This window comes from Nonomuraea lactucae (genome assembly GCF_003313395.1).
Classification (GTDB): Bacteria; Actinomycetota; Actinomycetes; order Streptosporangiales; family Streptosporangiaceae; genus Nonomuraea; species Nonomuraea lactucae.
In genome coordinates, this window is the sequence record NZ_QNFZ01000150.1 from 1 (window position 1) to 17,143 (window position 17,143).

Below are 17,143 nucleotides of genomic sequence, written 5' to 3' on the forward strand. Positions count from 1 at the left end.
CGCCGCGACCGGCCGCCGGGGCGGCGTCCCGCTGGCCGTACCCGAGCTGACCGAGCTCCTCGGCACCTGGGACCTGGTGACCCGGCCGCTGCACGACCACGCCGACGTCGTCGGCTGGCTGGTGGAGCGCAGCGGCCTGCACGCGAGCGCGGTGGAGTATCTCGCCTCGGTGCGCGGCACCCTGGTGCGGCCGGGCAGCTCGCCCTGGCCGAGCCCGGGCGAGATCGAGCACGTCCTGGCCACCGCCCGCGACCTGCGCGGCCGCCTCGGGGTGCGCTGAACCCGCGACCCGCGCAGCCGCCTCCGAGTGCGCTGAGCACCGCCACCCGCGCAGCGGGCTCCGAGTGCGCTGGTAGGTGTCTGCCCCGCGTGGCGCCGTCCCCGTGCGGCACCGCACACGCGCGCGGAGCCGTACGCTCACGCGAGGCAAGCCTTTCAGGCGGCGAGTACGTCGGCCACCGGCGTGAACGGCAGCCCCAGCGCCTGCGCCACCGGCGCGTTGGTGAGCAGCCCGTCGTGCGTGTTGAGGCCCCCCGCGAGCCCGGCGTCCGCCTTGAGCGCGTCGCGCCAGCCCAGGTTGGCCAGCTTGACCGCGTACGGCAGCGTCGCGTTGGTCAGCGCGTACGTGGAGGTGTTGGCCACCGAGCCCGGCATGTTCGCCACGCAGTAGAAGACCGAGTCGTGCACCGTGTAGGTGGGTTCGGCGTGCGTGGTGGGACGCGAGTCCTCGAAGCAGCCACCCTGGTCGATGGCGATGTCGACGAGCACGGAGCCCGGCTTCATGCGCGAGACCAGCTCGTTGGAGACCAGCGTCGGGGCCTTGGCGCCCGGGATGAGGACCGCGCCGATGACCAGGTCGGCCTGGAGCACCTCCTGCTCGATGGCGTACGAGGTGGAGACGAGGGTCTTGAGCCGCCCCTGGTAGATGGCGTCGATGAAGCGCAGCCGGTCGACGTTGGTGTCGAGGACCGTGACGTCCGCGCCCATGCCGACGGCGATCTGCGCCGCGTTCAGGCCGGACACGCCGCCGCCGATGACGACCACCTTGGCCGGCGCCACGCCCGGCACGCCGCCCGGAAGGACGCCGCGGCCGCCGTTGAACCGCATCAGGTTGTACGCGCCGACCTGGGGCGCCAGCCGGCCCGCCACCTCCGACATCGGGGCGAGCAGCGGCAGCGCGTTGCCGACCTGGACCGTCTCGTAGGCGATGCCCGTCGTCCTCGCGCCGAGCAGCGCGTCCGTGCACGGGCGCGAGGCCGCCAGGTGCAGGTAGGTGAACAGGACGAGCCCCTCGCGCAGGCGGTGGTACTCCTCGGCGATGGGCTCCTTGACCTTGAGCACCAGCTCGGCCTCACCCCACACGGCGTCGGCGCCGTCGAGGATCTTCGCCCCCGCCGACAGGTACTCCTCGTCGGTGATGTGCGAGCCCAGCCCCGCGCCGCGCTGGATGAGCACGTCATGGCCGTCGCGCACCAGCTCGTGCACGCCCGCCGGTGTGGCGGCCACGCGGTATTCGTGGTTCTTGACCTCGGCAGGCACGCCGATCTTCATCGCATGGTCCTTTCAGCTGCCGGAGATACCGGATAGGAGGTGTTAGAGGCGAGCCCACGCGTCGGTGAGCACGGAGCGGAGGATCGACCCGATCTCGTCGAACTCCTGGGGGCCGGCCACCAGCGGCGGCGCGAGCTGGATCACGGGGTCGCCGCGGTCGTCGGCGCGGCAGTAGAGCCCGGCGTCGAACAGCGCCTTCGACAGGAACCCGCGCAGCAGCCGCTCCGACTCGTCGGCCGTGAACGTCTCCTTCGTGGCCTTGTCCTTGACCAGCTCGATGCCCCAGAAGTAGCCGGCGCCGCGCACGTCGCCGACGATGGGCAGGTCACGCAGACCGTCGAGCGTGGCCTGGAACAGCGGCTCGTTCTTGGTGACGTGGCCGAGCAGGTCCTCGCGCTCGAAGATGTCGAGGTTTGCCAGCGCCACGGCCGCGGAGACCGGGTGGCCGCCGAACGTGTAGCCGTGGGCGAACATGTGCTCGCCGCTCTTGAACGGCTCGAACAGCCTCTCGTGCGCGATCATCGCGCCGATGGGCGAGTAGCCGCTGGTCAGGCCCTTGGCGCAGGTGATGATGTCGGGGACGTAGTCGAACTTCTCGCCGCCGAACATCGTGCCGAGACGGCCGAACGCGCAGATGACCTCGTCGGAGACGAGCAGCACGTCGTACTCGTCGCAGATCTCGCGCAGCCGCTGCCAGTAGCCGGGAGGCGGTGGGAAGCAGCCGCCGGCGTTCTGCACCGGCTCGGCGAAGACGGCGGCCACCGTGTCGGGGCCCTCCATCTCGATGGCGCGGGCCACCCGGTCGGCCGCCCAGATGCCGTACTCCTCGGGCGTCATGCCCTTGATGCCGGAGATCTCGTCGGCGCGGTAGTGGTTGGTGTTCGGCACCCGGATGGACCCGGGCACGAGCGGCTCGAACATCTCCTTGAACGCCGGGATGCCGGTGATCGACAGGGCGCCCTGCGGGGTGCCGTGGTAGGCGATCTGGCGGCTGACGACCTTGTGCTTGAGCGGCTTGCCGACGAGCTTGAAGTACTGCTTGGCGAGCTTCCAGGCGGACTCGACCGCCTCGCCGCCGCCCGTGGTGAAGAAGACGCGGTTCAGCTCGCCCGGCGCCAGCGCGGCGAGCCTGTCGGCCAGCTCGGCCGCCTTCGGGTGCGCGTAGGACCACAGCGGGAAGAAGGCCAGCTCCTGCGCCTGCTTGGCGGCGGCCTCGGCCAGCTCGCTGCGGCCGTGGCCGGCCTGGACCACGAACAGCCCGGCCAGGCCGTCGAGATAGCGCTTGCCGTGGATGTCGTAGATGTAGGATCCCTCACCGCGGACGATGGTCGGGATCTCGGACTGCTGGTAGGCGCTGTGCCTGGTGAAGTGCAACCACAGATGGTCGTGCGCGGCCTTGAGTACGTCGTTTTCCGGCTGCGTCATTTTATCTTCCCTCGTGTCTGACCTTCCCACAGTCTGCATGTTCCCCCACCCACTTGCCAAGCGAATACGTCGCGACACTATGCAAGAAATCCGAGATTCGCAGAACCGCTATGTAACAGCTACGAAATCCGTAGGGGGGTTCTGCGCGTTTTCCGCGTTCACGGGACGTGTGTTCCAATGGGACGCCAACTACCGAGAACGACCCTGGGGACCGTCCGTGACTCCTGACCAGATCGAGAGCGCCGTCGCCGCCGCGATGCCGCAGGCCGTCGACGAACTCAGGCGCCTGGCCGCCATCCCCTCCGTGGCCTTCCCCGGCCACCCGGCAGAGCCCGTGCACGCCGCCGCGGCCATGGTGGAGGAGCTGCTGCGCACGGCCGGGCTGTCACGCGTCCAGCAGGTCCCCGTCGAGGGCAGCTTCCCCGCCGTGTACGCCGACTCGCCCGCCCCTCCCGGCGCGCCCACCGTCCTGCTCTACGCGCACTACGACGTGCAGCCCGCCGGCGATCCCGCCGCCTGGCGCACCCCGCCGTTCGAGCCCACGCTGATCGACGGGAAGCTGTACGGCAGGGGCACCGCGGACGACAAGTCGGGCATCATCTCCCACGTCACCGCCCTGCGCGCCTTCCACGGCCGCCTGCCCGTCGGTGTCAAGGTCATCATCGAGGGCCAGGAGGAGTACGCGGGCGAGCGCCTGGAGGCCTTCGTCGAGCGCAACCCCGACCTGCTGCGAGCCGACGCCATCGTGGTGGCCGACACCGGCAACCCGCGCATCGGCGACCCTGCCGTCACCACGTCGCTGCGCGGCATGGCCGCCTTCACCATGGAGGTCCGCACCCTGCGCGAGCCCGTGCACAGCGGCTCGTTCGGCGGCGCCGCCCCCGACGCGCTCGCCGCCCTCATGCGCATGCTCACCTCCCTCCATGACGACAACGGCGACATCCGCGTCCCCGGCCTGCCGCGCGGGACGTTCCTCGGGCAGGGGCCGTCCGAGGAGGAGTTCAGGAAGACGGCCGGGGTGCTGGACGGCGTCTCCCTCGTGGGCTCCGGCTCGCCGGCCGACCGCCTGTGGTCCTCGTACGCGATCACGGTGACGGGCCTCGACGTGCCCACGGTCTCCGGGGCCATCAACGCGGTGCAGCCACTGGCCCGCGCCCGCGTCACGGTCCGCGTCCCTCCGGCGGGCGACCCGAAGACCACGGTCAACGCCGTGGTCGACTTCCTGCGGCAGGTGGCGCCGTGGGGCGTACAGGTGTCGTTCGGCGACTTCACGGTGGGCTCCGGCTTCCAGGCGGACGCCGGCGGCAAGGCCCGCGCGGCCCTCAACCGGGCCATGGAACGCGCCTTCGGCCGCCCACCGCGCGACGTCGGCGCCGGCGGCTCCATCCCCCTCGTCAACACCCTGCTCAAGCAGTTCCCGGCGGCGGAGATCCTGCTGTTCGGCGCCGAGGACGAGGACGCGGCCATCCACGCCCCGAACGAGCGCGTGGACCTGGAGGAACTCCGCCGCACCGCCACCACGGAAGCCCTCTTCCTCTACGAGCTGAGCCGCAACCCCTGAAAGCCGCAAAGCCCAAAGGCAAGGCCTTCGACGGGGCCGCTTCGCGGCGAGGCGCTCAGTCAGCGCCCTGTGGGGGCGGCGCCCCCACACCCCCACAAGGGCATGGTCCTCGCTGGCGCTCGGGCCGCGCTCATTGGGGCTGCGCCCCACGCCCCGGGCGAGGGGGCTCCGCCCCCTCCCGCTCCCCGGAGTCGGCCTGGTCCGGAGACTTTGAGGTTGGGCCACATCGTCCAGGGAGCCCAGTCCAGTACCACGATCGAAGATCGAAACAAGGAACCGCACTCCTCCACGACACCGACCAGGGGCTGGAGTACGGGCCGCACCGCCTACGGGCCGCACCGCCGCGGACTCACCGGTGCCTGGCAGCTCGACGGCGAGACGTACGCCGAGGTCGCCCTGCCCGGCGAGGCCGGGGCGGCGGGCTACGGCCTGCACCCGGCGCTGCTCGACGCGGCCCTGCACGCCGAGCCCCTGCACGCCGAGGCCGTGCTGCACTCCGGGCGTCCGGGGCTGCCGTCCGCCTGGTCTTGTGTGCGCGTGCACGCGCCGTGTGCGACGCGGCGGGCTGCTTTCTTGCGGGCTGACCCGGATGGCGCTGCTACCTCGCCTGAGCAGGCAGTGTCGCCCGAACCTCCCATCCCCTGTCGCCGGCTGTGACGCACGCGTCCAACTGCTCAATGCCGAGCCGGCCGGCGTTCTCCCACGCCTGCAGGTAGTCGTGCAGCTTGGCCAGAGCGGGTGAGTTCGCGGTGTTGGCCCGGATCCGCCACGAGTCGATGATCATGGCGGTGTTGCGGCCACTGGTGAACCCGAATCCAGAGTCCCACTCGGGAGCTCCGCTGCCCCACGTGCTGAACGACGCGGCACCATGGGCGTAGTCGCGGGCGGCGAAGTAGGCCCGGGCGTCCCGCCACGCGGCCGCCGCCTCGACACCGTCCAGCTGCACGTCGTACACCTCGACGTGAGTGGGCTGGTTGAGCAGGGCGAGAGCGGCCGCGGGGTTGTCGTCGCGGTCGCGCCACGCCACCGAGACGTACGTTTCGCCGTCGACGGCGTCGACGTAGAACAGCGGCGCCCCCAATGTGGTGTTGACCTCGCTGCCCATGTCGACGTAGGTGGCGCTGGTGAGCGTCACGTCGGCCAGGCACGCCCGGTCGGTGGCGGTGGCGCGCAGATGGCCGACCGTGCGGGCTACCGGCGCGATGTAGATGGGAGTGGAGATGACGCCGCCAGGCCGGACTTGCTTCAGCCACGCGCCGGGCAGGTAGGTGGGCGTGCACCAGCCGATGATCAGATCGAACGGGGCGAAATCAGGGGCGCCGTCGTGGCCGTCGCCGAACGCGACAGTGACGGGGCAGCCGCGTTCGGCGTGCGCCTTGCGCGCCCGTTCCACCAGCCGCAGGTCGATGTCGATGGACACGACCTGGCCCTCAGGGCCGACCAGTTCGGCAAGGAGCGCCCCGGTGTAGCCGGTGCCGGTGCCAACCTCAAGGACGCGCTTGCCGGCGAGGTCCATGCCGGTTCGGGCAATGTCGCGTTCGATCACCTTCTGGGCGGTCGTCTGCGGCGGCCGGCCCAGTTCGGGGTGATCGGTGTAGTGCTCGCGAGGCACTGCGGCGACGGCTGCGGATAGAACGTCGGCGTTCATCTCTCTCCCGGTTTCTCGCAGGTCAGCTGGCGTCCGACGGTGACGGTAGCGTGCAGCGGACTGTCAGGGCTGGTGGGTTCGCCAAGCGCACTCATGCAGGTCTGGGTCCAGGCATGGCAGGCCGCCGGGGCGAGCCGGCAGCCGAGAAGCCATTGGGCGTGGTAGCCGGCCAGGGCGGCCGACAGGTAGGCGGCGAGGCTGGTTTCCAGGCAGGCGGCGCGGCCGGGCCACCAGGTGGCGGCCCAGTCGCGTGCCGCCACGAGCTGGGCGGCGGCACTCGCGGTAGGGTGACGGCGCATCAGCACGGCGGCGGCGCCTGCTGTGGCGAGCACCGTGCGGAGCGGTAGCAGCCGCAGCATTGCGACCGCGACCGGCAAGCACACCGAGGCGAGCACCCGCTGCGGCAGCCGGGCCGACGTCTCCACTGCGAGGGTGGGGATCACTCGGACGGTCGCCACCATGGCCTCCAGAGCGGCTTGTAGGGGCGGAGGAGCCGGGCCATCAGCAAGTGGCGCGCCAGGGCGAGGGTGTCGTTGTGCGCCCGCCCTGTGGGGGTGCCCCATCGCGCGGTGAGCGTGTCAGCTGCGGAGGTGACGTCGCCGCGGGCGAGATGCGGCCAGCAGGCAGCGCCGGTCGCGGTAAGGACGTGCCAGCGGCCGCGGCCTCGCGTGTCGAGCAGCATGCCGCCCCCGTCGGTGAGGGTGGCGTGGACGTGTCGTGAGGCGCGGAAAGGCGGGATCACCTGCTGCACGGCTCCCCCTTTCTATGGGTTTCAGCCCTGGTGCTGGCGAGCCACAGCTCGGCCGAAACGAGCGTTTCGAGTGGCGCCATGCGGCTGGGCACGCCGGCGGCCAGCTTGGCCAGGTCCTCCTCCACGGCCGCCGCGTCGATCACGCCACTGGCGACGAGAAAACCGTTGGCGACCAGGTCGTGCAGCATGTCGCGGTTGGCGGCCACCCCGGCGTACGCGGTGCCGGCCAGACTGGCCTTCGTGGCGCGCGCCAGGATGCCGGGCGGGACGACGCCGGTCAGGGCGGTGGCCAGTTGCGGCTTGGGAACGTGCGGGGACAGCCGCTCGCACGCGGGCCGCGCGAGCGCTGCCCGCACCACCTCATTGTCGAGCAGCGGAGCGTGTAGGTCGACGCCGGCTTGCCGAGCCGCTTGCGCGTACTGGGCGTGGTAGGTGCCGTACTCGGCCAGCTCGCACCGCAGCCGGTGCGCTGCCTGCAGCCGGCCCGGCAGCAGCTGTGCCCGCCGCGCCACCTGGGCGAGCTGGTCAGCAAGGTCTGCGGCGACGTCCGGCGTGAGCCATGCGGCGATCCCGGGGGTAGGAAGCCACACCGTGCCTGGCCGGGGTCGGGCGCGGCGCGCGCCAGCGATGACACGGCCGAGTCTGCGCAGCGCGTCCGGGTAGCTGCACGCGGCCGACGCCAGCCCTGCCGCCAGCGACGAGGCGACCGGCCGGTGCCGCAGCCTGGCCCTGGCTGCCGTCTCCGACATCCAGCGCCGCCAGAGCCCGGCGCGTGCCAGGTCGGCCAGGGCGTAGGAGGGCGGCGCGAACAAGGTGTCGCCGCCGCCGCCCGTCAGGTGCGCGTCGCTGCCTTCCACGGCGATCGTCCCCAGGTATTCGCTGTGGACCGCCCATCGGGCCGCGTCGCCGTACGGCAGCCCGGTGACGGGCACCTGATCGAGGTCGTCGAACCAGCGTTTCCCGCCCGTGACGACGCGGTGGATCAGGCCAGGCAGTTGCTCGGCCGCCGCGCGAGCGTGCACGACGTCGTCGCTGCACGCCTGGTACGGCTGGTGGGTGAATACCGGCACACGTTGCGGGCCGGAGCGGGCGGCGAGCGCCGTGACGCTGGTCGAGTCGACGCCGCCGGACAGGTCCGCCGTCAGGCGGGGGTGGGATGCGACACGGTCGGCCACCGCGACCGTGATCGCCTGCCGTAGGCACAACTGCGCGGCGCCCTCAGCGTTGCCTGAGGGGTTCGCGGTGGGCGGCTCGTAGCAGGCTGGCGCCCCGGCCGGCAGTTCGAGCAGCCAGCCCGGCGGCACGAGGGCCACCCCGCGGTAGGGGGTGGCGTCGCCGAGCAATTCGGGCACGGTGGGCGCGACCAGCCACGCTGTCAGCTGGCCGAGGTCGATGCCGGCGCCTATGCGGTCGGCGAGCAGCCGCGCGTCGACCGCCCACACGGTGGCGCCGTCGCAGCGGGCGTAGTAGACCGGGCGGGCGCCGGCCAGGTCGCCGATGACGACCGTGCTGGCGCCGTCGGTGGCGGCCACCCAGTAGGAGCCGGGCCAGCGGGTCAGGTCGGCCCACCGGCGCGCTCGCACAGCGGTGAGGGCCTGCTCGAGATGGCGGCTGGTGGCGTAGCAATGGCCGGCCACCGCCAGCCGCACCGGGCCGTCCTGGACGGTGCGGCAGCGGTCGTCGCCGTGTTCCCACACCGGATGCGGAATTCTCCACAGCAGCCGCCCAGGCATGCGTTCGATTCCTGGTGTGGCCGCTCCGGCCAACCCCATAGTGCCTCCATGTGTCGCGTGTGCCGGTAAGGGGGAAGGACAGGCCGTCGAGGTCGACGGCCCGCCCTCGGGGTGGTGCGCGTTCCTACTCGAAGTAGCGGTTGTTGTCCTGGCTGTCCTCGGCGTACTTGCCGAGCGTGACCTTCTGGACGTCGCCGAGCGGAATGACGGCAGGGGCCTGGTAGTCGTCGTCGTGGTTCGTCATCGCGGTTCCTCCTTCATCGAGGTGGGTGTGCGGGATGGGTTCGTTGGTGCAGTCGCAGGGGCGCCGCTGGCGTGAGTGAAGTCAGCCAGTGTGCCGGGGGCACGGGACTCGGGTCGGCTTGCCCGTCTTCGGGTCGGTCTGTGTGATTTAGCCCGACCCGTCGCACGTCTGGCATTTTTTGCCCATGCGTGTCTCTCCTGCCTTGTGAGCGACATAGCCAGGCGGTGAGGTCATGACCAACCCGGGTGCGATCTTCGACCGCCGGGGTTTACGCTCCGGAGCGTCCGCCTACATGGATCGTGGCCCCGCACCGGAGGGCCGCCCAGGGGTCTGCTGTTGCCGCAACAAGCCAGCAACACGCGAGGGAGCCGCCGCGATGGAGGCACGCGACACGTCAGCGCGCATGTTCGGCCTCGTTCTCGCCCACTTGCGCCGCAGCGCCGGTCTGTCCCAGCGGGAGCTGAGCAGGCTAGCCCACTACGACCACACCCGCATCTCACGCTGCGAGAAAGGTGAAACGCTCCCGCCGGTCGAGCATGCCGAAGCGCTCGGCAGAGCCCTGGGTGCCGGCGACCTACTGCTGGCGTTGCGTAGCGCGGCCGTCGACGGCTCGGCCGTCCTACTGCCGACGAACGTCCCTGGCGGCATCGACGGGGAACCGGTCATGCTGGACATGCTCACACCTGAGGGAAGGAGCGTCCGCGTGACCTTGTCCCGACGCCTGTTCGCGCAGCTGCTTGCGGGCGGTGCGCTTAGCTCGATTCTGCCCGGCCTTGGTGACAGCGACCAGCTGGCGCGCGTCACCGAGGCGATCGCCCGGCCCGCCCGCGTTGACGCCCAGGTGATCGGCTACTTCCGCCGTGTTCTGGCCGAGCACTACGCCGCTGACAAGATGCTCGGTCCTCGCTCTTTGCTACGGCCGGTGCTCGCGCAGGTCCAGGTGCTGGACGAGCTGCGGCGTGGAGCGAAAGCCGCCTACGCGGACCCGCTGCTGCAGGTTCTGTCCCAGTACGCCGAGATGGCCGGTTGGTTGCATCAGGACCTCGGCGAACTGGAGTCGGCGATGAGCTGGACGCGGCGCGCCGCCGAGTGGGCGCAATGCGCTGGAGACGTCCAGATGGCTGCCTACATGCTGGTGCGCCAGTCCAACATCGCGGCACTCACCGACGACTACGCGGGCGTAGTCCAGCTGGCCGCCGCGGCCCGCCGCAACCCGGCCGGACTGGAGCCGAAACTGACCGCGCTAGCTGCCCAGCAGCAGGCACGCGGCCTGGCCATGCTCGGCGAGCACCACGAATGCTTCGCCCTTCTCGATGAGGCGGCCGGGGCGCTGCACGACCACCCGCACGTCACCCACCCCGAGGTGCCCGTCTACCTGCACCACTACAACGTGGACACGCTTCGGGAGCAGTCCGCCGTCTGCTACCGGGCCGCCGGCCGCCCAGACACCGCGGCGGCGATCCTCGAAGCCCAGATCGGCAAGCTGCCGACCACCCTGTCCCGGGATCGCGGCTACCTGACCGCCAAGCTCGCCGTCGCGGTGATACAGGCCGAACAGGACCCCGCCCGTGGCGCCCACCTGGGCCAGCAGGCGCTCGACATCGCTCGCCAGACCAGTTCGGCGCGCATCCACCGCGAACTGCGCACCCTCGACTCGGAGCTGCAGAAGCGCTGGTCCGGCCACGCCGACGCGGTGGCCTTCCACGACGCTCTCACCGCTGCCTGACCGTCACCGGGCACCGAGAAGGGGCGCCCACCTCCTGCGGAGCTATCCGGCCCGGGCAGCCTGCTTGGTCGCCGGCAGGAAGGGGCTGGCGCCATCGCCGAACTGTTCGTTGAGATGTCGCATCGCCTGCTCACACCGACGCCTTGTCCCGCTGCGAGGACAACTCGCGGACGAGTTCTCCCGCCGTCACGCGTGGCACCCCGCCGTATCGGCCGCGCAGGTAGCCTCGTTCGAGGTTCTCCTCTTTGCGCGGCTTCGCCTCCGTCAGTGGATAGATCTCGGTCTCCCCCGAGCGCTTCTTCGCCGCGAACCACACCTGATCGCGGCCGAGCGGGCGGTCGAGGACCGCGCTGCCCAGCAGGGTGGCGTCATGTGTGGTGAAGATCAGCTGCGCGCCGCACGGGTTGGAACTCGGGTCCTGGAAGATGCGCACGACCTCCGCCGCCAGCGTCGGGTGCAGGCTGGAGTCCAGCTCGTCCACGAGCAGGGTGGATCCGTCGTCCAGTGCGGCCAGCATCGGGCCCAGGAAGTCGAACCAGGCGTGAGTCCCCAGGGATTCCTCCGTCAGGAAGTCCAGGGGCGCTTCCGCGCCATCAGGGGTCCGGTGCCGCAGTCTGATCTCACCGGTCTTGTTGTCTACGTCGATGCCGGTAAGTCCCAGATCAGCCGCCTTGAGCAACCGACCGATACGTTCGTGATACTCGTCCGCGCGGTCCTCGTGCATGAGGAGTTGTTCGGTCCAGCGGGTACGGGCCGCCACGTCCTTGCCCGGCGTCACCGGCCACAGGTGGTTCAGGAACCATCTGTGCACCATCGAGAGTTGGGGATCGTTGAGGGTCGCGCCGACGGACACAAAGAGGGCGTTCGGGCGAGTCAACGCGACGAGGTCATCGCGTCGTCCCCTGAAGCCGGCTCCCCTGAAGACGAACTCTCCGCCCTCCGCCTCGGGCCTGCCCGCTTCCCTGTCGAACCAGACGCTGCGGCGGCCGTGCGGGTATGCGTGGAGCCACTCGGCCTCCACCCGACTGTCCGACAGCTCGAAGCCGTAGGTGTAGCGGACCGGATCGCGCCCGAGCACCAGGTCCACCTCGAACAGGCTCGTCTCCTCACGGGCGGCGGCGTTCAGCTTGAAAGGTTCCCGGGGCACAACTCCTGGCACTTTGGCCCAGTCCGCGAAGGACTCCCTGACGGCGTCCCGCATGAACCGCAAGCCGCCAACGAGGTTCGACTTGCCCGACGCGTTCGCGCCGAAGACACCCAGGGCGGGAAGCACGGAGACGTCCCGCCCCTTGTGGTGTAGGCCGGTCGTGCGAGCCGTGCCTTCGTTGAACTCGGTGCCGATCAGGGACAGCTCGTGCTCATCGCGGATCGACCGGTGGTTGGCCAGCCGGAAACGGATCAGCATCCGACAACCTCCCAACGACGCAGACAGGCCCTCCAGGTGCATCATACTGCTCTTTGTGAAGGAATCCTGCATGTAGAAGCGCGAGACGCAGGCATTCAGGGTGCCGACTCCCAGACCACGCCAATCTAGCCGGCGGGCAACACGCCGTGATTTTCCGACTGATGGCAGATCGGCGCCAACACCGCCAACTCGTCCGCGCTGGCCGAGTCGCGCACCTTCCTCCAGGCATGGCCCACAGCATTTGCTTGGAGGCGCATGGCGTCCACCAGGTGGACGGCCGGATGGGCGCCTGGGCCGCACTCGTGTGGCCCAGGCAGCCGCCGTAGGTTCAGTGGGCCTGAGCGGCGGCTTCGGCCTCGGAGTCCTTGATGCCGAGGTTGGCGTAGGCGACCGGGTTGGCGTACTCCCAGAGTTTCACGATCTTCCCGTCGTCGATGTCGACCTTGAAGATGTACACGTTGCGGTAGACCAGCTTCTCGGCCGTGGACAGGATGTCGCCGTTGGCCTGCAGGAAGACCGAGCGGGCGTCCTGGCTGACGGTGTAGACCTTGTCCAGGAAGGCGACCCGGTCGAACTTCGCCGCAACCGACCGGATGTAGCCCATCACGTGCTCCTTGCCGTCGAAGACGTACCAGGGCTCGGGCGTGCCCTCGATCGACAGCGGGATGGTGATGTTGGCCTCCGGCGCGAGCAGGGCCGCCACGCCCTCGGGGTCACGGCCCTCGAAGGCGGCGAAGAAGGCCTGGGCAAGGGACAGGGCGTCCTCGTGGATGTTGCTCATGGTGAAGTTTCCGATCATTGATAATGCCGACCGGGGCGATCCGGGCCATCCGCATCGCCGTTGCCCGGCGGCAGACCCGACGCTAGGCCGCCGGCCGGCGGTCTCCCTCGCCCCGGCGTTACTGGGACCACCAGTCCCATGCTCGCCTCGCCGGCGTGCCGCACAATGGACGGCATGACCTCGCACGACAACGAGTTCGGCCGGTTGCTGCGGGCCTGGCGTGACCGCGCGCAGCCGGGTGAGTTGGGCCTGCCCGCGTCCGGCGCGCGCCGGGTGCCGGGGCTACGGCGCGAAGAGCTGGCCGCCTTCGCTGACCTGTCGGTGGACTACATCATGCGTCTGGAACAGGGACGCGCCGACAACCCCTCACCGAACGTCGTCGCGGCGCTCGGGCGGGCGTTGCTGCTGTCGAAGGCCGAGCTCGACCACTTCTACCGGCTCGCCGGCCACCTGCCGCCGTCGGAGCTGGTGGTGCCCTCGTACATCGCGCCGGGCGTCCAACGCCTTCTGACCCGCCTGGCAGACACGCCGATAGCGGTCTACGACGCGGCCTGGACCCTGCTGTCACACAACCCCTTGTGGCGGGAGCTGTTCGGCCAGAACCCGGTCGGCCGGGCCGGCAACGTCGCCTGGACCACATTCACGCACGCCGGGCCTCCGGTCGTGGCCAGCCCGGAGGAGTTCGAGCGCTTCCAGCGGGCGCTGGTGGCAGACCTGCGCCGCTCCTTGGGCCGGTATCCGCACGACCGGTTCGTCCGACAGCTCGTGGGCGACCTGCTGGAGGACAACCCGGTGTTCGCGGCGATGTGGGCCGATGGCGTGGTCGTGCCATTCGCCTCGGAACGCAAGACCATCGACCATCCCGGCGTGGGCCGGCTCATCCTCGACTGCGACGTGCTCACCTCGGTCGAGGGCGACCTGCGCATCGTCGCCTACACCGCGCCCCTCGGCTCTGAGACCGCCGACAAGCTGCGCTCCCTGGCCCTGGATGTCAACAGCACCCCGGCTGGGCGGGTCACGTGAGGCGTTGGGGCGCAGCCCCAACGCCCCTCATGCCTCGGCGTCACGCTCCGCTCAGACGCGCCTGATCCACACCCCGTCGTCGTGGAACCCCACGATGTCCGCCCGCCTGTTGCGCGTGGTGTCGCCGAGCAGGATCGGGTGTCGCTCCGTCCGCCACCACCCGCCATAGCCGAAGTGCTTCGTGATCAGCCCCGGTGCCTCGTACAGCCCTCCGCCGATCGCCCGCGCCACCCGTACGCCGTTGTTGCCGAACCCGACGAGGTCAGCTTTGCCGTCCCCAGTGAGGTCGGCCACGAACCGTGGGTGCCGGTCGACCCGCCATCCGTTGTCGTACCCGAAGCCTTCCACCACGAGCTGAGCGTCCCCGAAGGTGCCCTCCCTGTTGGTCGGGAGCGGCACGTTCCCGGCGGGTGCTTCTTCGCGGCCGCGTCCGCCGAACTCGACACCCACCCGGGCCAGGTGCGCCAGCGCATCGCCGACTTTCAGTCGGAGTGGATGCGCCGCATCGTGAAGCTCATCGACAGGGCGCGGTCCGCCGGCGACGTCGCGGCCGAGGAAGACCCCGCGCAGCTCGCCTTCGAACTCAACTCGATGCTCGCGCTGGCCAACTCGACATACGTCATGTTCGCCGACCCGGCGGTCTTCGACCGCGCCCGCGCGGGCATCGGGCAGCGACTCCGGCTCGCCCGACACGGCCCCACAACCGAGTGTCGGGGACTCCTCCCAATCTCAACGTATACCAGTGGGGGGTACTTGCCGCAAGCCCTGACCAGTGGCGCATAATCGCAGGTCCGTGAGCCGAATGAGGAGATGCGATGCGTGTGCTGCTGTCGACGATCGGGTCACGCGGGGACGTCCAGCCGTTGCTGGCGCTCGCGCTGGAGCTGAGGGCGCTCGGTCACGAGCCCCGGGTGTGCGCGCCACCCGACTTCCACAGCCTGATCGACGGCCACGGGCTGCCCTTCGTGCCCCTCGGCCCCGGGGTGCGCAGTACCGCGAAATCCGTACGGCCCGCCCCGCCGGGCGAGCCGTCACCCGAGGCCATGCGCCGGGTGGTGGCGGCCACGGTCGCCGGCCAGTTCGAGACGGTCGGGGCGGCGGCGAAGGACTGCGACGTCATCGTGGGAGGCGGAGCGTTGCAGATCGCCACTCGCTCGATCGCCGAGCTGAGGGGCGTCCGCTACGTCTTCGCCGCCTACTGCCCGATCACCCTGCCCTCCGCCCATCACGCGCCTCCCCCGCTGTCGATGCGGGGAGAGACGCCGGCGGACGAATCGGCGGCGGGCAGGGCGGCCGACTACGGCGCCCTTTGGGACCAGGAGGCGCGACACTGGAACGACACCTTCGGCCCCGCTCTGAACGAGCAGCGGGCGGCGGCCGGTCTGGACCCCGTCCACGACGTGCGGAGCCACATCTTCACCGACCGTCCCCTGCTGGCCGCCGACCCGGAGCTGGGGCCCTGGCAGAAAACGGGGGACCGGGAGCCCACACCGCCTGACCTGGAGCCCACACCGGCGGACCTGGACGTGCTGCAGACCGGCGCCTGGATCCTGCGGGATCGGCGGCCGTTGCCGTCCGAGTTGGAGACGTTCCTCGATGCGGGCAAGCCGCCGATCTACTTCGGCTTCGGCAGCATGCGCGCCACGCAGGAGACCGGCCGCGCGACGATCGAGGCGGCCAGGGCGCTCGGGTACCGCGCGATCGTCGCCAGAGGCTGAGCCGACCTGATCCCGGTGGACGACGGACCCGACTGCCTGTCCGTCGCGGAGGTCAACCAGCAGGCGCTCTTCCCGCGCGTCGCCGCTGTCGTGCACCACGGCGGTGCGGGCACCACGACCGTGGCCGCGCGGGCCGGTGTCCCCCAGGTCGTCGTCCCCCGGCTCTACGACCAGCACTACTGGGCACGGCGCGTCCACGATCTCGGGATCGGGCAGGCGCTCCCGCCCACCGAGCCGACCGCCGGCTCGCTCGCCACGGCTCTCGACCACGCCCTGCGACCCGACGTGGCGGCCCGCGCCCGATCCGTGGCCGGGGCCGTACGCGGCGACGGCGCGGCCGTGGCCGCGCGCTTCCTGTCCGAAGCCCCGCAGGACAATTGAGACACCCGGCGGCAGGTCCGGTGGCGCGCTTCGTGGCTTCGGGGGCGGGCCGGGGGCGTTGATAGCGTCCTCCTGAGGAGAGGTGCATGGACTGGTTGGTTTCGGTGCTGGGGGCCGGCCTCGTGATGGCGGCGCTGCGGGACATCTTCCACACGATCTGGCACCCGGTCGGCGGGGGCGGCTTCAGCCGCTGGGTGATGCGGTCGATCTGGGGGCTGGCGCACCGGGTGAACCGGCGGGGACAGGCGGCGGCGCTGGCCGGGCCGCTCGCCATGGTGATCGTGGTCTGCGTGTGGACCTCCTCGGTGATCGTGGGGTGGACGCTCATCTACTGGCCGCACATCCCCGAGGACTTCGTGTTCACGCCAGGACTGGAGACGAGCCGGCAGACGGACCTGCTGGACGCTCTCTACCTCTCCCTGGTCACGGTCGCCACCCTCGGGTTCGGCGACATCGTGCCCCAGGCAGGGTGGCTGCGCGTCGCCGCGCCGCTGCAGGCCCTGATCGGCTTCGCGCTGCTGACGGCGACCGTCTCGTGGGTGCTGCAGATCTATCCGACGCTGATGAGGAGGAGGTGCCTGGCGATCAAGCTGGCGACGCTGCGCCGCAGCGACGCCGCGGGCACGGTCGCCCGGTCCGACTCGCCTTTCGGGGCGACCCTGCTGGACGGGCTCGCCGGCGACGTGGTGCAGGCGCGCGTCGACTTCGTCCAGTACGCCGAGAGCTACTACTTCCATGACGGCGAGGGGCAGGCTTCGCTGGCGACGGCGATCGGGTACGCCATGGAGATGGCGGAAGAGGGGCGGAAGTCGCCGCGCGAGGACGTGCGGCTGACCGCCACGCTGCTCGGGCACGCGCTGGACGATCTCGCGGTGGTGCTGGACGAGCGGTTCCTGCATGTCGGCGGGACCACGGCCCAGGTGTTCGACGCGTACGCGGACGATCATGGCCGCGCCCTGGGCGGATCTGACCGCTGACTCGTCGGGGTCGCGGAGCTGGGCTGATATCCATATCGTTATCAGCGCGCCGGGCATACCGTCTTGGACAGCGCGATCGCCGTTGTGCTGTCATGGCCGCCATGCCCGACTCGCAGCAGACAGAACGCGTCACCAAGGTGAGGGGGGTCGCGCGGCTGGCCGGGGCGGCCGCGGCGGCCGGCGTGCTGGTGGCGGCGATCGCGCTGCCGGCTGTGGGCG

18 protein-coding genes and 1 pseudogene are annotated in these 17,143 nt (G+C 70.7%); 9 read left to right on the plus strand and 10 right to left on the minus strand.

The window, feature by feature from the left end:
• Positions 1-280: pseudogene (locus DQW85_RS10130) on the plus strand (tetratricopeptide repeat protein); the annotation flags it as partial.
• A gap of 155 nt (positions 281-435) precedes the next feature.
• Here DQW85_RS10130 and ald read toward each other — a convergent pair.
• Both ald and DQW85_RS10140 read right to left on the minus strand, forming a co-directional pair.
• A complete protein-coding gene (ald, locus tag DQW85_RS10135) occupies positions 436-1,551 on the minus strand; it encodes an alanine dehydrogenase (RefSeq protein WP_113700100.1) in 1,116 nt (371 codons plus the stop codon).
• A 42-nt stretch (positions 1,552-1,593) separates the two neighbouring features.
• Entirely contained in the window at positions 1,594-2,976 is a 1,383-nt protein-coding gene (locus DQW85_RS10140; protein WP_113700101.1) for an aspartate aminotransferase family protein, read from the minus strand.
• A gap of 217 nt (positions 2,977-3,193) precedes the next feature.
• On the opposite strand from DQW85_RS10140, the gene DQW85_RS10145 reads away from it, so the two are divergent.
• Together DQW85_RS10145 and DQW85_RS10150 are read left to right on the plus strand one after the other, a co-directional pair.
• Positions 3,194-4,537, plus strand: coding sequence for a dipeptidase (locus DQW85_RS10145; protein ID WP_113700102.1), 1,344 nt, complete (start codon positions 3,194-3,196; stop codon positions 4,535-4,537).
• A 216-nt stretch (positions 4,538-4,753) separates the two neighbouring features.
• Positions 4,754-5,194: a polyketide synthase dehydratase domain-containing protein gene (locus DQW85_RS10150; protein ID WP_240197068.1), complete on the plus strand. Its 441-nt coding sequence runs from the start codon at positions 4,754-4,756 to the stop codon at positions 5,192-5,194.
• Here DQW85_RS10150 and DQW85_RS10155 read toward each other — a convergent pair.
• The 5 genes from DQW85_RS10155 to DQW85_RS10175 form a co-directional block, all read right to left on the minus strand.
• Positions 5,136-6,185, minus strand: a complete 1,050-nt coding sequence (locus DQW85_RS10155) for a protein-L-isoaspartate O-methyltransferase family protein (protein ID WP_113700104.1) — start codon at positions 6,183-6,185, stop codon at positions 5,136-5,138. The genes DQW85_RS10150 and DQW85_RS10155 overlap by 59 nt on opposite strands.
• A complete protein-coding gene (locus DQW85_RS10160) occupies positions 6,182-6,643 on the minus strand; it encodes a lasso peptide biosynthesis B2 protein (protein WP_162794874.1) in 462 nt (153 codons plus the stop codon). The genes DQW85_RS10155 and DQW85_RS10160 overlap by 4 nt, the downstream gene beginning before the upstream one ends.
• Positions 6,625-6,936, minus strand: coding sequence for a PqqD family protein (locus DQW85_RS10165; protein WP_113700106.1), 312 nt, complete (start codon positions 6,934-6,936; stop codon positions 6,625-6,627). Before DQW85_RS10165 ends, DQW85_RS10160 begins: the two co-directional genes overlap by 19 nt.
• Entirely contained in the window at positions 6,924-8,708 is a 1,785-nt protein-coding gene (locus DQW85_RS10170; RefSeq protein WP_113700107.1) for an albusnodin/ikarugamycin family macrolactam cyclase, read from the minus strand. The genes DQW85_RS10165 and DQW85_RS10170 overlap by 13 nt, the downstream gene beginning before the upstream one ends.
• Before the next feature lie 85 nt (positions 8,709-8,793).
• Positions 8,794-8,913, minus strand: a complete 120-nt coding sequence (locus DQW85_RS10175) for a lasso RiPP family leader peptide-containing protein (protein ID WP_113700108.1) — start codon at positions 8,911-8,913, stop codon at positions 8,794-8,796.
• A gap of 376 nt (positions 8,914-9,289) precedes the next feature.
• Here DQW85_RS10175 and DQW85_RS10180 point away from each other — a divergent pair, with 376 nt between their 5' ends.
• Positions 9,290-10,639 carry a helix-turn-helix domain-containing protein gene (locus DQW85_RS10180; protein ID WP_162794875.1) on the plus strand — a complete coding sequence of 450 codons (1,350 nt, stop codon included), beginning with the start codon at positions 9,290-9,292 and terminating at the stop codon, positions 10,637-10,639.
• Between the two features lie 130 nt (positions 10,640-10,769).
• Here the strand turns inward: DQW85_RS10180 and DQW85_RS10185 are convergent, their stop codons facing one another.
• Together DQW85_RS10185 and DQW85_RS10190 are read right to left on the minus strand one after the other, a co-directional pair.
• Positions 10,770-12,044, minus strand: a complete 1,275-nt coding sequence (locus tag DQW85_RS10185; protein ID WP_113700110.1) for an AAA family ATPase — start codon at positions 12,042-12,044, stop codon at positions 10,770-10,772.
• Between the two features lie 328 nt (positions 12,045-12,372).
• Positions 12,373-12,825 carry a nuclear transport factor 2 family protein gene (locus DQW85_RS10190; protein WP_162794876.1) on the minus strand — a complete coding sequence of 151 codons (453 nt, stop codon included), beginning with the start codon at positions 12,823-12,825 and terminating at the stop codon, positions 12,373-12,375.
• Positions 12,826-12,999: 174 nt separating this feature from the next.
• Between DQW85_RS10190 and DQW85_RS10195 the strand changes: the two genes are divergently transcribed.
• Positions 13,000-13,848 (plus strand): helix-turn-helix transcriptional regulator, encoded by an 849-nt coding sequence (locus tag DQW85_RS10195; protein WP_113700112.1) that lies wholly within the window; start codon positions 13,000-13,002, stop codon positions 13,846-13,848.
• 51 nt (positions 13,849-13,899) lie between these two features.
• Here DQW85_RS10195 and DQW85_RS10200 read toward each other — a convergent pair whose 3' ends face one another.
• Positions 13,900-14,298: an FG-GAP repeat domain-containing protein gene (locus DQW85_RS10200; protein WP_113700113.1), complete on the minus strand. Its 399-nt coding sequence runs from the start codon at positions 14,296-14,298 to the stop codon at positions 13,900-13,902.
• Here DQW85_RS10200 and DQW85_RS10205 point away from each other — a divergent pair.
• The 4 genes from DQW85_RS10205 (at position 14,203) to DQW85_RS10215 (ending at position 16,924) form a co-directional block, all read left to right on the plus strand.
• Entirely contained in the window at positions 14,203-14,631 is a 429-nt protein-coding gene (locus DQW85_RS10205; protein ID WP_420819152.1) for a TetR family transcriptional regulator C-terminal domain-containing protein, read from the plus strand. The two genes, DQW85_RS10200 and DQW85_RS10205, sit on opposite strands and share 96 nt — an antisense overlap.
• A gap of 32 nt (positions 14,632-14,663) precedes the next feature.
• Positions 14,664-15,566: a glycosyltransferase gene (locus DQW85_RS10210; protein WP_240197069.1), complete on the plus strand. Its 903-nt coding sequence runs from the start codon at positions 14,664-14,666 to the stop codon at positions 15,564-15,566.
• Positions 15,567-15,581: 15 nt separating this feature from the next.
• Positions 15,582-15,947, plus strand: coding sequence for a glycosyltransferase (locus DQW85_RS46720; RefSeq protein ID WP_240197070.1), 366 nt, complete (start codon positions 15,582-15,584; stop codon positions 15,945-15,947).
• An 86-nt stretch (positions 15,948-16,033) separates the two neighbouring features.
• On the plus strand, positions 16,034-16,924 hold the full coding sequence (locus DQW85_RS10215; RefSeq protein ID WP_113700115.1) for a potassium channel family protein: 891 nt from the start codon (positions 16,034-16,036) through the stop codon (positions 16,922-16,924).
• Positions 16,925-17,143 lie beyond the last annotated feature (219 nt).

What these genes read in the sequence shown, in the direction of transcription:
- ald (WP_113700100.1), bottom strand. Translation starts at nt 1,551, where the DNA reads ATGAAGATCGGCGTGCCTGCCGAGGTCAAGAACCACGAATACCGCGTG.
- DQW85_RS10140 (WP_113700101.1), bottom strand. Translation starts at nt 2,976, where the DNA reads ATGACGCAGCCGGAAAACGACGTACTCAAGGCCGCGCACGACCATCTG.
- DQW85_RS10155 (WP_113700104.1), bottom strand. Translation starts at nt 6,185, where the DNA reads ATGAACGCCGACGTTCTATCCGCAGCCGTCGCCGCAGTGCCTCGCGAG.
- DQW85_RS10170 (WP_113700107.1), bottom strand. Translation starts at nt 8,708, where the DNA reads ATGGGGTTGGCCGGAGCGGCCACACCAGGAATCGAACGCATGCCTGGG.
- DQW85_RS10175 (WP_113700108.1), bottom strand. Translation starts at nt 8,913, where the DNA reads ATGACGAACCACGACGACGACTACCAGGCCCCTGCCGTCATTCCGCTC.
- DQW85_RS10180 (WP_162794875.1), top strand. Translation starts at nt 9,290, where the DNA reads ATGGAGGCACGCGACACGTCAGCGCGCATGTTCGGCCTCGTTCTCGCC.
- DQW85_RS10185 (WP_113700110.1), bottom strand. Translation starts at nt 12,044, where the DNA reads ATGCTGATCCGTTTCCGGCTGGCCAACCACCGGTCGATCCGCGATGAG.
- DQW85_RS10190 (WP_162794876.1), bottom strand. Translation starts at nt 12,825, where the DNA reads ATGAGCAACATCCACGAGGACGCCCTGTCCCTTGCCCAGGCCTTCTTC.
- DQW85_RS10195 (WP_113700112.1), top strand. Translation starts at nt 13,000, where the DNA reads ATGACCTCGCACGACAACGAGTTCGGCCGGTTGCTGCGGGCCTGGCGT.
- DQW85_RS10210 (WP_240197069.1), top strand. Translation starts at nt 14,664, where the DNA reads ATGCGTGTGCTGCTGTCGACGATCGGGTCACGCGGGGACGTCCAGCCG.
- DQW85_RS10215 (WP_113700115.1), top strand. Translation starts at nt 16,034, where the DNA reads ATGGACTGGTTGGTTTCGGTGCTGGGGGCCGGCCTCGTGATGGCGGCG.